Origin of the sequence: Catellatospora tritici (genome assembly GCF_019083965.1) — a bacterium.
GTDB lineage: Bacteria > Actinomycetota > Actinomycetes > Mycobacteriales > Micromonosporaceae > Catellatospora > Catellatospora tritici.
In genome coordinates this window covers 92,450-105,762 of sequence record NZ_JAHRCY010000021.1, presented here as the reverse complement: position 1 = coordinate 105,762, position 13,313 = coordinate 92,450, and the positions used below count along the sequence as shown (strand labels likewise).

Annotated in this window: 9 protein-coding genes; 3 read left to right on the top strand and 6 right to left on the bottom strand. The window is 71.9% G+C overall.

Annotated elements, in window-relative coordinates; translation table 11 throughout:
* The first annotated feature begins 4 nt into the window (after positions 1-4).
* Positions 5-1,594, top strand: coding sequence for an AMP-binding protein (locus KUA19_RS33820; protein WP_217402753.1), 1,590 nt, complete (start codon positions 5-7; stop codon positions 1,592-1,594).
* Between the two features lie 54 nt (positions 1,595-1,648).
* On the opposite strand, the gene KUA19_RS33815 is transcribed toward KUA19_RS33820, so the two are convergent.
* The 5 genes from KUA19_RS33815 to KUA19_RS33795 all read right to left on the bottom strand — a co-directional run bounded on the left by KUA19_RS33815 (position 1,649) and on the right by KUA19_RS33795 (position 8,187).
* Positions 1,649-3,139, bottom strand: a complete 1,491-nt coding sequence (locus tag KUA19_RS33815) for an AMP-binding protein (RefSeq protein ID WP_217402750.1) — start codon at positions 3,137-3,139, stop codon at positions 1,649-1,651.
* Positions 3,136-4,077, bottom strand: a complete 942-nt coding sequence (locus KUA19_RS33810; RefSeq protein ID WP_308167804.1) for an ACP S-malonyltransferase — start codon at positions 4,075-4,077, stop codon at positions 3,136-3,138. Before KUA19_RS33810 ends, KUA19_RS33815 begins: the two co-directional genes overlap by 4 nt.
* A gap of 17 nt (positions 4,078-4,094) precedes the next feature.
* Positions 4,095-5,360, bottom strand: coding sequence for a pyridoxal phosphate-dependent aminotransferase (locus tag KUA19_RS33805; protein ID WP_217402749.1), 1,266 nt, complete (start codon positions 5,358-5,360; stop codon positions 4,095-4,097).
* A 32-nt stretch (positions 5,361-5,392) separates the two neighbouring features.
* The gene (locus KUA19_RS33800; protein ID WP_217402748.1) at positions 5,393-6,718 is read right to left on the bottom strand and encodes a KamA family radical SAM protein; all 1,326 of its coding nucleotides are present in this window, start codon (positions 6,716-6,718) and stop codon (positions 5,393-5,395) included.
* 179 nt (positions 6,719-6,897) lie between these two features.
* Positions 6,898-8,187 carry an LLM class flavin-dependent oxidoreductase gene (locus KUA19_RS33795; protein WP_217402746.1) on the bottom strand — a complete coding sequence of 430 codons (1,290 nt, stop codon included), beginning with the start codon at positions 8,185-8,187 and terminating at the stop codon, positions 6,898-6,900.
* Between the two features lie 323 nt (positions 8,188-8,510).
* Here KUA19_RS33795 and KUA19_RS33790 point away from each other — a divergent pair, with 323 nt between their 5' ends.
* The gene (locus KUA19_RS33790; RefSeq protein ID WP_217402745.1) at positions 8,511-9,356 is read left to right on the top strand and encodes a mycofactocin-coupled SDR family oxidoreductase; all 846 of its coding nucleotides are present in this window, start codon (positions 8,511-8,513) and stop codon (positions 9,354-9,356) included.
* A 66-nt stretch (positions 9,357-9,422) separates the two neighbouring features.
* Here KUA19_RS33790 and KUA19_RS33785 read toward each other — a convergent pair whose 3' ends face one another.
* On the bottom strand, positions 9,423-9,668 hold the full coding sequence (locus KUA19_RS33785; RefSeq protein ID WP_217402743.1) for an acyl carrier protein: 246 nt from the start codon (positions 9,666-9,668) through the stop codon (positions 9,423-9,425).
* Between the two features lie 796 nt (positions 9,669-10,464).
* On the opposite strand from KUA19_RS33785, the gene KUA19_RS33780 reads away from it, so the two are divergent.
* Positions 10,465-13,224: a helix-turn-helix transcriptional regulator gene (locus tag KUA19_RS33780; protein ID WP_217402741.1), complete on the top strand. Its 2,760-nt coding sequence runs from the start codon at positions 10,465-10,467 to the stop codon at positions 13,222-13,224.
* Positions 13,225-13,313 lie beyond the last annotated feature (89 nt).

Genomic DNA, 13,313 nt, shown 5'->3' with positions numbered 1-13,313 from the left:
CCCCGTGAGTCAGTTACCAAGCGTCTTCACGCCCGCGCCGCACCCGGCGGAACGGCTGCACGAGCTGCTGCTGGCGGCCGCCCGGGTGACCCCGCTGCGGCCCGCCGTCATCGACTACACCGACACCGGCGAGCTGCGCGTGCTCTCGTACGGACAGTTGGAGGCGCTGGCCACGGGTTACGCCGCCGAACTGCGCGGGCTCGGGCTGGAGCTGGGCGACCGGGTGGTGGTCGAGTCCGACAACTGCGGCCCGGCGGTCGCGATGATGCTGGCCTGCTCGATGGGCGGGTTCACCTTCGTGCCGGTCAGCCCGGACACCCCGGACCAGCGGCTGCTGTCGGTGCTGGACGCGGCCGAGCCCGCGCTGCACACGCGCTTGGCCGAGCAGCGGCGCGGTTGCCTGCCCGGCTCGCTGCCGACCGCCCGGTTCGACGCGACCGGGCTGACGGTCGAGCGGGCGCCCGTGCCCAGGGTGCGGCACCGGTTGACGGCGGTGACCACCGACACCGCATACATGATCTTCACGTCCGGCACCACCGGACGACCGAAGGGCGTGGTCATGTCGCATCGCGGCGTGCTCGCCTTCTACCGGGGCATGCTCGCGCACGGGATCGTCACCTCCGCCGACCGGGTCGCGTCCACCTCGCCGCTGCAGTTCGACTTCTCGCTGCTGGACATCGGGCTGGCGCTGAGCAACGGCGCCGCGCTGGTGCCGGTGCCGCGCGGCGCGCTGCGCTTTCCCCGACGGTTCCTGCGCTGCCTGACCGACACCGGGACCACCCACGTCAACGGCGTGCCGTCGATCTGGCGACACGCGCTGCGGCACGAGCCCGATCTGGTCGCCGAACTGACCGGGGTGCGCGGCATCCTCTTCTCCGGCGAGGCCTTCCCCCTGACCGAGCTGCGACAGCTGCGCAAGCTGCTGCCCGGCCTACGGGTGGTGAACTGCTTCGGTCCGACCGAGACGATGGCGATGTCGCTGGCGGACGTGCCCGACCCGATCCCGGACGACCTGGAGCGGCTGTCCATCGGCAACGGCTACCGGGGCGCCGAGCTGTTGCTGATCGACGACGACGGGCGGCCGGTCGACGAGGTGGGCGTCGTCGGCGAGATATTCGTACGGGCCCCCTCGCTGTTCTCCGGGTACTGGGGTGACCCCGAGGCGACCAGGGGTGCCCTGGTGCCCGACCCCCTCGACCCCCGCACCGGCCAACTGGTGTACCGGTCGCACGACCTGGCCTACCGGGGACCCGACGGCGAGCTGTACTTCGTCGGGCGCTCCGACTCACAGGTGAAGATCCGCGGCAACCGGGTCGAGCTGGGCGAGATCGAGCGCACCCTGCGCGAGTGCCCCGGCGTGGTGGAGGCGGCCGTGCTGCTGCTCAAGCGGCCGGGTCGGGAAGACAGCCTGGGCGCGTTCGTGGTGATGTCACCGACGGCGGCGGACTTCGACGAGCGTACGGTGAGCGTCTTCTGCCGCGAGTCGCTGCCGGACTACATGGTGCCCGGCGAGGTGCACGTGCTGCCCGAACTGCCGGTCAACCACAACGGCAAGACCGACCGCGCCGCCCTGGCAGCGCGCGCGGCCGCCTGATCCGCACCCGCCCGGATGGGCCCTGGGGAAGGGGCCCATCCGGGCGGCGTCGCCCTAAGCCACCGCCGCGCGGGCGGCCAGCACGCCCCGGTCCACTTTGCGGTTGGCGTTGAGCGGGAACTCCTCGACGTGGTGGAACCAGCGCGGCATCATCCCGGCGGGCAGCAGCTCGCGCAGCTCCCGGGCCAGGTCACCGGGGGCGACGGGCGTCCCGGTGTAGTAGACGACCAGCTCCAGGCCCTTGGGGCCGGGCCGGGTCACGGTCACCGCGGCGGTCACCCCGGCGCACGAGGCGACCGCGTGGTCCACCTCGGCCAGCTCGACCCGCCACCCCTGCACCTGCACCTGCCCATCGCGGCGACCGAGGTAGACCAGCTCGTCGCCACTCAATCGCCGGACCCGGTCGCCGGTGCGGTACCAGCGACGGCCGTCGTGGTCCAGGAAACGGCCCTCGTCGTCGGCCGGGTCGAGGTATCCGGCGGTCAGCTGCGGGCCGGTGACGCACAGCTCGCCCTCGTCCGCGCCGGGCGCGCCGTCGGTGTCGAGCAGCAGGTGGTCGTGGCCCTCGTGCACGGTCCCGATCGGAGTGAGGCCGTTGACGCACCGGTCCGCCGACACCTCGGGCAGCCAGCGGTACGCGGTGACGGTGATGGTCAGCTCGGTGGGGCCGTACAGGTTCTCCACCGTCGACCGGGGTGCCGCGGCCTGCCAGGCCGCCGCGTCGGCGCCACGCAGCGCCTCCCCGGCGAACAGGCTCCAGCGCAGCGTCGGCAGCGCGCCGGGGGTCAGCCCGCCCATCCGCTCGACCAGCCCGATCGTGCTCGGCACGGAGAACCAGACGGTCAGCCGCTGCTCGGCCAGGGCGGCGGGCAGGTCCCGGAACGCGTGCGGCGGCAGCGGGCTGATGGACGCCCCGGCGCCCCAGGCGCAGAACATGTCGAACATGGCGCAGTCGAAGTTGAGGTCGAACGTCTGCGAGAAGACGTCCTCCTCGTGGAAGTCGTAGCGCTTGTCGGCCAGCTCGAAGAAGTGCCGGGTGCTGGCGTGGGTGATCGGCACACCCTTGGGGGTGCCGGTGGATCCCGAGGTGAACAGGATGTACGCGGCGTCCTGCGCCCGTACCGCGCGCGGCTGGTCCAGGGCGATGCCGTCGAAGCCCTCGTCGCCGGGCAGCACCGGGTGCACCGGCAGGTCCAGGTCGGGCAGGTCGCGCAAGGCGGCCAGCCCGTCGACGTCGGCCAGGATCGCCCGCGCACCCGACAGCTGCAGCATCCGGCGGGTACGCGCGGCCGGGAAAGCCGGGCTCAGCGGCACCACGGTCGCGCCGGTGTAGAGGCCCGCCAGCACCGCGACGTACGCCTCGAAGCCCTTGCCGACCAGCGCGGCGACCACCCGGGGCGCCGGGTCCGCGCACACCGCTCCGGCGTGGCGCAGCGCCCGCTCGTGCACCTGTTCGAAGCTCAGCGACTGCCCGCCGATGCGGATCGCGGGCCGCCGGGGCGCGCGGGCCAGTCCGCGCAGGAACCGTTCGTACAGCGCGCTCACACCAGGTCTCCCTGCGGCACGGGCAGCATCGCGGTGCGCGGATTGGCCGCGACGACCTCGAAGTTGGCGGTGGTGACCGGCACCCGACCGAAGAGGGTGTCCGGCCCGGCGACGACCACGCGGCCGATCCCGGCCGCGCGCAGGCTCGCCACGACGGCGGGCCAGCGCACCGGCTTGACGTAGCCGTCCAGCATCATGGTGCGCACCCCCGCCCCGGTGGTCAGCACGGCACCGTCCTGATCGGCCACCACCGGCAGGTCGGGGTCGGCGAAGCGCAGCCGGGCGAACGCCTCCCGCTCCACGATGTCCCGCAGCTCCAGGAAAGCGGCGCAGTGCATCGGGGGGCGCATGGTGTAGAGCGGCATCGCGCCCGCCGAGCGCAGCCGCTGCTCCAGCCACGGCACCCGGGCGCCGTCCAACGACAGCATGTGCAGGTCCTCGTCGATGTAGCAGGACATCTCCTGCCAGACGCCGGCGGCGTCCAGTTCGGCGCGGATCTCGGCGAGCACGTCGGCGGGGGTGCGCGCGAACGAGTGGGTCACCAGCTCGCGGTGCTCGGGGCGGTCGAAGTAGGCGTCCTCGAGCCGGGCCAGCTCGGCGGTCAGCCGTACCGTGTCGGCGAAGCCCAGGCTGCCCGCGAACACGGCGGCCGCCTTGCTGCCGAAGCTCGGCCCGGCCACCACCGCGGGTCGACCGTACCGGTCCTGGGCCCAGCGCGCCGACGCCACGCAGTTGACGAAGAACGCCACCTGGGAGTATTCGGAGTAGTCGGACGCGGCGTCACGGTAGCGGTCGAACAGCGGGTAGCCCAGCACCTCGTCGGCCTCGGCCAGCAGCTCACGCGCGTACGGGTTGACGAGCATGAACCTGGCGACGTCGCGGAACTGGGACGGGCCCATGCCGGGGAAGACGAAGGCGGTCTCCAGCGCACTGCTCACAGCGGTCCCCTGTCCGGTCAGCGGCGCGAGCCGCAGAGCTTGCCGAACGACTCCGCCAGCACGCCCAGCACCTGGGCGAGGTGCGGCAGCCGCACCGGGTCGGCGGAGTCCAGCGCCGCCTGCTGCTCGGCCCGGCTGTGGCCGTAGAGCAGGCTGGTGGCGGCCTTGAAGCGCAGCGCGCCCGGGTCGTCGCCGAGCAGGTGTCCGGCCAGCACCGCCACCCCGAACTCGGCGAACAGGTGCCGCTGCAGCGTGTCGGAGTCGGTGATGCCGTGCTGGGCCAGCACGTCGCGCATCGGTTCGAAGTCGGGGTACACGTAGAAGCCGCCGGTCGGCGGGCGGCAGTCGGCGCCGGCGTCGACGAAGACCTCGTACACCGCGCGGGCCACGGCCCCGTGCAGCCGGGCGCTGGCCGCCAGCCGCTGCCGGATCACCGGCGGCTCCGACAGCGCGAACGCGGTCGCGACCTGCATCGGCGCCGCCAGCGCCGACCACGACTCGCTGGCGAAGGTGACCACGTCGGTGCGCAGCCGCTCACCCAGTTCGTTGGCGGGGAACCGGGCCACGCCGCTGCGCCAGCCGCCGAGCCCGAAGCTCTTGCTCAACCCGTTGGTGACCACGGTCCGCTCCGGCGCCACCTCCGCCGGGCTGAGGTACGGCGTGGCCGGGTCGTGCAGCAGGTCGCGGTAGATCTCGTCGGAGACGATGAGCAGATCTTCTTCCTGGGCGTACGCGGCCAGCTGGCGCACCAGCTCCGGCGTGGCCAGGGTGCCCGTCGGGTTGTCGGGCAGGGTCAGGATCAGGATGCGGGGGTCGTGCCCGGCCGCCCGCGCCCGCGCGACGGTCTCGCGCAGCGCCGCGGGATCGGGCACCCCGCCGCACTCGGCCGGGATGGGCACCCCGAACACCTGCTTGCCCGCGTACCGGGCCTGCGGCGCGTACGAGTTCCAGGCCGGGCGCGGCAGCAGCACGTCGCCGGGGTAGACCAGCTGCAGCGCCAGCAGCAGCGCCTTGGAGCCCGGGGCGAGCACGACCTGGTCCGGGTCGGTGGGCAGGCCCCGCCGGGTGAAGTAGCCCGCGGCGGCTTCGCGCACGGCGGGCCCGCCCGCGACCGGGCCGTACGCGTTCTCGCTCGCGCCGAGCGCGAGCTGCTGCGCCATCTCCGGCAGGACCGGCAGCCGGGCCTCGCCGAAGGCCAGGTGGACGATCTGCTCGCCCGCCGCCTGGCGCTCGGCGACCAGCTGGTTCAGCGCCAGATTCGGGGACATGGTGCGGGCGGCCATCGTCGGCTCCTTCACGGGTCGGAGTGGTGCGCTCAGGCGGTGTAGGGGCGCAGCGCGGCGGCGATGTCGGCCGGTGCCGACGCGTCCAGGCGCAGGCCGTCGATCCAGGCCGCGGTCGGCGAGAACTCGGCCCGGAACGGGCGTCCGACCAGCTCCGAGTCGCGTGCCTGCAGCATCCGCAGCTGGAAGAAGTCGCCCTGCGGGGTGTGCTCCACCCCGTCCACGGCGATCTTTCCCGGGGTCGCGGACATGATCGGGCCGCGTACGGTGCGGGCCAGGCCCGGCAGGGCTCGGTAGGCGGCGTGGAAGATCTCCACCGCGCGGGCCAGCGGCACCTTGAAGTATTCGTACGGGCCGGTGTCACGCTCGACGAACAGGTAGTAGGGCACCACGCCCGCGGCCAGTTCGGCGCGCCACATCCGCGCCCAGGTGGCCGGGTCGTCGTTGACCTTCGCGATCAGCGGGGCCTGGCCGTAGACGAGCGCGCCGGTCGACCGGATGCGGGCCAGCGCCCGGCGGGTGACCTCGCTCTCCAGCTCTCGCGGGTGGCTGAAGTGGGCCATCACGGCCAGGTTGCGGCCGCCCGCGACGACCTGCTCGAACAGCCGCAGCAGGCTGTCGGCGTCGGGGTCGGTGAGGAAGCGGTACGGCCAGTACGCCACGGCCTTGGTGCCGATGCGGACGGTGCGCACGCTCTCGATCTCCAGCAGCGGCTCCAGGTGCCCGCGCAGCCGCTCGGTCGACATGATCATCGGGTCGCCGCCGGTGAACAGCACGTCGTGCACCTCGGGATGGTCCCCGAGGTAGGCCACCAGCTGGTCCGGGCGGCTCGCGGCGAAGCGCAGATCCGCGTCGCCGACGAACTGCGCCCACCGGAAGCAGTACGTGCAGTAGGCGTGGCAGGTCTGCCCGTGGCCCGGGAAGTAGAGCACCGTCTCGCGGTACTTGTGCTGCAGGCCGGGCAGTTCCGTGCCGTTGTGCTGGGGCACGTTGTGCTGCATCTGGCCCGACGGGTGCGGGTTGAGCGCCCGGCGGATGCGGTTGACCTCGGCCTTGACCTGCGCGGCGGGCGCATCCTGGCGGAGCAGGTCGGCCAGGCGCTGCTCCTCGTGCGCGGGCAGCATGCCGCGCTGCGGGAAGACCAGCTGGAAGATCGGGTCGTCGGGGACCGACGCCCAGTCGACGAGGTGGGACAGGACATAGTCGTTCACCCGGAACGGCAGCACCAGGGAGACGACCTCGACCGCCTCGCGCAGCTGCGCGGACAGGCCGTACTTGTCGGCGATCTCGCGCAGATGGTGCGACCCGAGAGCACGGAACCGCTCCGTCGCGGAAAGAGTGGGAGCCAGGAGAGTCATGCTTACCTCTGGTCTCGTGGACCGCCTCTTTCCTGCGAATACAGGGAGGCCGATCAATCGGCGAAAGACTAGCCAGGTCCCGCAGGCATCAGTACCCCTAGTTGGCGGCGCGGTGCCCCAGTCACGCACCGCGTACCGGGCCGCGCTCGGCCCGGTACGCGGTGGTCACGTGGTGGTGCTCAGGCGGCGGTGGAGCCGGGAGCGGTGTACTGGATGACGCCCATGTCGGCGTCCACGGTGTAGTCGGAGACGTCGACCTCCTTGCGCTCGATGCGCGCCAGCGCCGCCTCGATCGCGTCCTTGAGCCGGGCGTTCTTCGCGGCGTCGCGGGCCTCGCGCCGCTGCGCGAACTCCGGCATCACCTCGCGGGCGAACAGCTCCAGCGACTCCATGATGTGCTCGTGCCGCACGTGGCCGAGCTGCACCTGGAAGATGATCTGGTCGATGCCGGCGTCCTCGTACGCCCGGATCATCGGCCGCAGCTTCTCCGGCGAGCCCATGCCCCGGCGCAGCGCGTCCAGCCGCTTCTCCAGCGTCGGGTCCATCGCCGCCATCGCTGCCAGCACCTCGGGGTTCGGCTCGCGCACCATGGCGAACATCTCGCGGCCCTGCTCGAACAGGTCGGAGATGTTGGTGGTGCCGGGGGCGTGCTCGCCGATGAAGTAGTAGTGCATGAAGGCGTAGGCGAAGAAGTGCGCGCCGTCCAGGCCCCGGTCCAGCGCGGTCTCGTCGTCGGGGGCGCACATGAACGGCATCACCACGGCCAGGTTCGGGTTGACGTCGAAGCCGATCGGCACGCAGTCGGACGAGGCGATCGCGCGGTAGTAGGCGTCGGCGTACTCGCGCGCCTCCTCGATCGACACGAACGCCAGGGCCAGCGCGCCCAGGCCGTTGCGGGCCGCGAACTCGACCGTGGTCGGGTTGCTGCAGGCCACCCACAGCGGGGGGTGCGGCTTCTGCTTCGGCTTGGGCAGCACGTTGCGCGGCGGCATGTCGACCCAGGTGCCCTGGTGCCCGGTGAACGGCACCTCGGTCATCATCCGGGTGATCACCTTGATCGCCTCGGTCCACTGGTCGCGCTTGGTGGCCTTGGCCACGCCGAAGGCCTCCACCTCCATCTGCGAGCTGCCCTGGCCGGTGCCGAACTCGACCCGGCCACCCGAGATCAGGTCGAGCGTGGCGATCCGCTCGGCCACCCGCGCCGGGTGGTTCATCGCGGGCGGCAGCGACACGATGCCGTGGCCCAGGCGGATCCGGCTGGTGCGGGCGGCCGCGGCGCCGAGGAACACCTCGGGGGCGGAGCTGTGCGAGTACTCGTCGAGGAAGTGGTGCTCGGTGGCCCAGGCGCAGTCGAAGCCGAGCTTGTCGGCCAGTTCGATCTGCTCCAGCGACTCCATCAGCGTTCGTTCTTCGCTCTCGGCCGACCAGGGCCGGGGCACTTGGTGGTGGTACAGCAGACCGAATCGCATCGCTTCACCTCATCGTCGAAGGGTGGCCCGGGTGCGGGACGGCTGCGCGACCGGCCGGGTCGGGTTTGGAGTATTCGGGCCGTCGACGTGGCCGGGCAAGCAGGTCGGGGCGGTTGTGGGGACCTGTGCGGGCAAAGACAGGGGTCTGTCGACGCGGCGGGGGCCGGTCGCGGTCCTCCTCGTTAAGGGTTTCCCCTAAGTCGAGGCGGCGGCCGCCGTTAGGGGTCCGGCTCGGTCGAACCACTGCCGGGTCGGCGGTACAAAGACTGTTGCCGCCGATCGCACCGTTCCGGCGGAAATCCCCTGACTGAGGAGGTCCCCCCGTGGGCCGTGTGGAGAACAAGGTCGTCGTCGTCACCGGGGCCGGGCGCGGGCAGGGCCGAAGCCACGCCGTCCGGCTCGCCGAGGAGGGCGCCGACATCATCGCGATCGACATCTGCCAGGACATCCCGGTGGTGGATTACCCGATGGCGACCCCGGAGGACCTGGCCGAGACCGCCCGACTGGTCGAGAAGACCGGCCGCCGGGTGTTCGTGTCGCAGACCGACGTGCGCGACCGCAACGCGATGCAGCAGGCGATCGACGCCGGCGTGGCCGAGCTCGGTCGGCTCGACGCGGTCGTGGCCAACGCGGGCATCAGCCCGGTCGGCGCGAACCGCCCGGCCACCGCGTTCGGCGACACCGTCGACACCAACCTCAACGGCGCGCTGCACACCGCGCACGCCGCGCTGCCGTACCTGGGCGAGGGTGGTTCGATCGTGCTGATCGGCTCGGCGGCGGGCCTGCTGTCCAGCTACGGCGCGGGGCCGATGGGCCCCGGTGGCGCCGGCTACGTCTTCGCCAAGCAGGCCATCGCCCTGTACGCCAACTGGCTGGCCCCGCAGCTGGCGCCCAAGGGCATCCGGGTGAACGTCATTCACCCCGCGAACGTGGACACCCCGATGATCCACAACCCGGCGATGTACCGGATCTTCCGGCCCGACCTCACCAACGCCACCCGCGAGGAGGTCGCGCCGTCCTTCCAGGACTTCCACGCGATGCCGATCCCCTACCTGGACCCGATCGAGATCTCGCACGCGGTGACGTACCTCGTCTCGGACGAGTCGCGTTTCGTGACCGGTCTGCAGCTCAAGGTCGACGCGGGTGCCGTGGTGAACGCGGGCCGCTGAGCCACGAACGCGGCGCGCCCGTGCCCGATCTCCGGGTACGGGCGCGTCGCCGCTGGTGTCGGGCTGTCAGCGGCCGGCGACCACCGTGCTCAGCCGCTGCCACAGCGACGCGGGCGTGGCGAAGGTGTCCATGGTCAGCGCGTCGTCGACGAAGCGCACCTGGTAGTGCCGCTCCATCGTGGCCAGCAGTTCCACCATGCTCATCGAGTCCAGCCCCAGGTGCCGCAGGTCGGCGTCGCCGTCGAGCGGGGCCTGCGCGGGCAGATATGGCAGGTGCGGCCGCAGCAGACCCTCGAACTGCTCATCCCACACGGCGGTGCTCCCTTCAGTGGCTTGTCGACCCCGGCGGTCGTCCGGGTCACGCTACGACCGCGGGGTGGCGCGGGCACCCCTTAGCCGCCCCTACTCTCCGGCCGACGTCGGCCGCGCCGGGTGTGTCCACTTTCATCTGTCGGCTTTTATCGTTCATAATTCAATTACCCGTGAGCAATATCCCGAATAGTGGTTGTCAACGACCACGGAGACCGCCGATGGTGTATCGGCATCGCCCGGCGGCACGCCGATACATTCACGATCATCGCCGTCCACGGCGCGATCCGCGACAGACTCCGGGGGCCGTTCGGATGAGCCGTTCGAGCCCCAATCCTCCTTCATTCGCGGGTGCACGGCGACGAACGACCGAGGCCTGATGGCCCCTTCGGTCAAGTGATCCCACCCGGCGTCCGGACAATCGCGCATGTGAGCACCGATATGACGCCCGGCGACCCCCGGTGGCGCCCGTCACGCAGGCACGGACCGGATGGCGCGACCCGCGCGGGGACCGGGGCGCCCAGCATCGCGCCGCAGTCGCCAATAAATAGATTGGCATCTCATTATTGTCGTAGTGACGGCAGGCTGACACATTCACGAAGGTCATCTCATCGACCCTTGACAACCCGAGACCGCCGTACGAAGAATGAACCCGGCTCGGGGCTGAGAGACGTATCTCCACTGTGGACACGCGAATGTGATGCTCTTATGGACATCGCAATTCACGGCCATAACGTGGACGAAACACAGACGCCTCGTCGGGGCCGTCTCGTTCTCAGTCCTGCGGGGTATCGACACGATGTTTCTTGCCGAGCGCGACGACGAACTGCGCGTCCTGGAGAGCCTGCTGGCCGACTGCGGCCAGGGTCTCGGGCGGGTGGCGGTCATCCGCAGCGCCATCGCCATCGGGAAGACCGCGCTGCTGGCCGAGTTCGCCCGCCGCGCCGCCGAGACCGGTGCGCGCGTCGTCGCGGCGATGGCCTCCCGCGCCGAGCAGGACCTTCCGTTTGGCGTCGTCGGCCAGCTGCTGTACAGCGCCGGCGAGACCCCGACCCAGTTGCCCGAGCTCGCGACCACCACCGACGGCGCCGACCCCCGGGTGCCCCCGGCGGTGCTCTACCAGCTGTCCAAGGTCATGACCGACCTGGCCGCGTCCGGCCCACTGGTGATCATGGTCGACGACGTGCACTACGCCGACGCCGCCTCGCTGCAGTGCCTGGCCTACGTGGTACGCCGGATCACCGCCACGCCCATCCTGATCGTGCTGACCGAGTGCACCTCGGTCCGCTACGCACACCCCGAGCAGTACCTGGAGCTGGTGCACCAGCCGCACAGCCGCCGCGTGCAGCTGCATCCGCTCTCCCTGGCCGGGGTGCACACCGTGCTGGAACGCCACCTGCCCGGGATCGAGTCGGCCGCCCTGGCCGACAGTGTCCACGCGGCCGGTGCGGGCAACCCGCTGCTGGTGAAGGCGCTGCTGGACGACCTGCGCGACACGGCCGCCACCGAGGTCACCCCGGGTGAGGCGTTCGGCCGCGCGGTCATGGCCTGCCTCTACCGCGGCGAACCCGCGAACCTGCAGTACGCCCAGGCGCTGGCCGTGCTCGACGGCGCCGGTTCCTCGTCGGTGCGGGCGCAGCTGTCGCGGCTGCCGACCGACGCGGCCGAACGGGCCGCGCTCAGCCTGCACCGCACCGGCCTCGCCGACGGCCAGGGCAAGCCGCACCCGCAGGCCACCCGGGCGATCCTGGACAGCATGGGCCTGTGCCTGCTGCGGGAACTGCACGACCGCGCGGCGCACCTGCTCTACCAGGAGGGCGCGCCCGCGGTCGACGTGGCCCGGCAGCTCGTCGACGGCGCGGTGCGCCCGCCGTGGGCGGTGCAGCTGCTGCGCGAGGCGGGTCAGCAGGCCCTGTCGCGGGGCGACACGGACGTCGCGGTGTCCTTCCTGCGCGCCGCGCAGACCGCCGACCCGGACTCGACCGAGGCGCGGGTCCAGGCCGACCTGGTCCGCATCGAATGGCGGCGCGACCCGGCCGCGGCGATCAGGCACCTGGACACGCTGACCGAAGCGGCCTGCGACGGGCTGCTGGATCCGGCCGGCTCGCTGGCGCAGATGCAGTACCTGCTCTGGCACGGCCGCACCGAGCAGGCGTTCGACCTCGCCGAGCGGTTGGCGGCCAAGACCTCGCTGAGCACCGATCCGCAGACCGCCGGCGAGTTCCGCAGCACGTGCCTGTGGCTCGCCTTCGTCTGCCCCGGGCAGGCCCACCGTCTGAACCACCTGATCGCGCCGGATGACGAGACCGCACACGGCCGCGTCTTCGGCCACCGGACGGACGTGTCCGTGCTGCTGCGCGCCATCCGCAAGGGCGAGATCACCGCCGACACCATCGCCGGGGCCGAGCAGACGCTGCAGCAGCACCAGCCGGGTGACCCGATCGACACCACGGCGGCGGCGCTGGCCACCCTCACCATCGCCAACCAGCTGGAGCTGGCGTTGTCCTGGGTGCGACGACTGGCCGCGTCGGCGGCCAAGTGCGAGGCCCGGACGTGGCTGGCGCTGGTCACCGCGTTGGGGGCCGAGATCGCCTTCCGCCAGGGCAACCTGCTGGCCGCCGAGGCGGAGGCCGAGGCCGCGCTGCGGATGCTGTCGGTCAACGGCTGGGGCATCATGATCGGCATCCCGCTGTCCACCTTGCTGTTCAGCACCACCGCCGCCGGAAAACACGACGTGGCGGCCACGCACCTGAGCACACCGGTGCCGCCGGCCATGTTCGACAGCCTGCCCGGCCTGCTGTACGTACGCGCCCGCGGCTACCACTACCTGTCCACCCGCCGCTACCGCAGCGCGCTCAACGACTTCCGCACCTGCCAGCAGCAGGCGACGAGCTGGGAGCTGGACACCCCCGCGCTGGTGCCCTGGCGCACCGACAGCGCCCGCGCCTACCTGCGCCTGGGCGACCAGCGCCGGGCCCTGCACCTGCTGCACGAGCAGCTGCAGCGGTTGCAGGAGTCGCGTCCGCAGCACCAGCGGGTGCGCGGCGGCACCCTGCGCACCATCGCCGCCGCCAGCGACGTCAAGAAGCGTCCGGCCCTGCTCAAGGAGGCCATCCAGGCGCTGGAGCAGTGCGGGGACCAACTGGAGCTGGCCCACGCCTACGCCGATCTCGGCAAGGCGCTCTACGCCCTCGGTGAGCCACACGAGGCGCGGGGACGGCTGCGCAGCGCGCAGTACATCGCCCGACAGTGCAACGCGCTCAGCCTGCTGCCCACCCTCACCCCGCAGACCGAGACCACGGCGGTGCGGCCGACCATGCCGGAGCGGCCCCGGCCCGCGGCCGAGCCCGACCCTCAGCTCAAGCTCAACTCCGGCGAGTTGAGCAGCGCCGAGCGGCGGGTGGCCGCGCTGGCGGCCCAGGGCCACACCAACCGGGAGATCGCCGGGAAGCTGTTCCTCACCGTCAGCACCGTCGAGCAGCACCTGACCCGGGTGTACCGCAAACTCAACGTGGCCGGGCGCAGTGACCTGACGCCGGACCTGACGCCGGGACTCTAGGGGGGTCCAGGCGACTTTCGGGGGTGGGTGGGCCGTACGCGGACGGGCTTGAATAGGCGCACGTGCCCGCCGCCCGCGCGGCGCCGCTC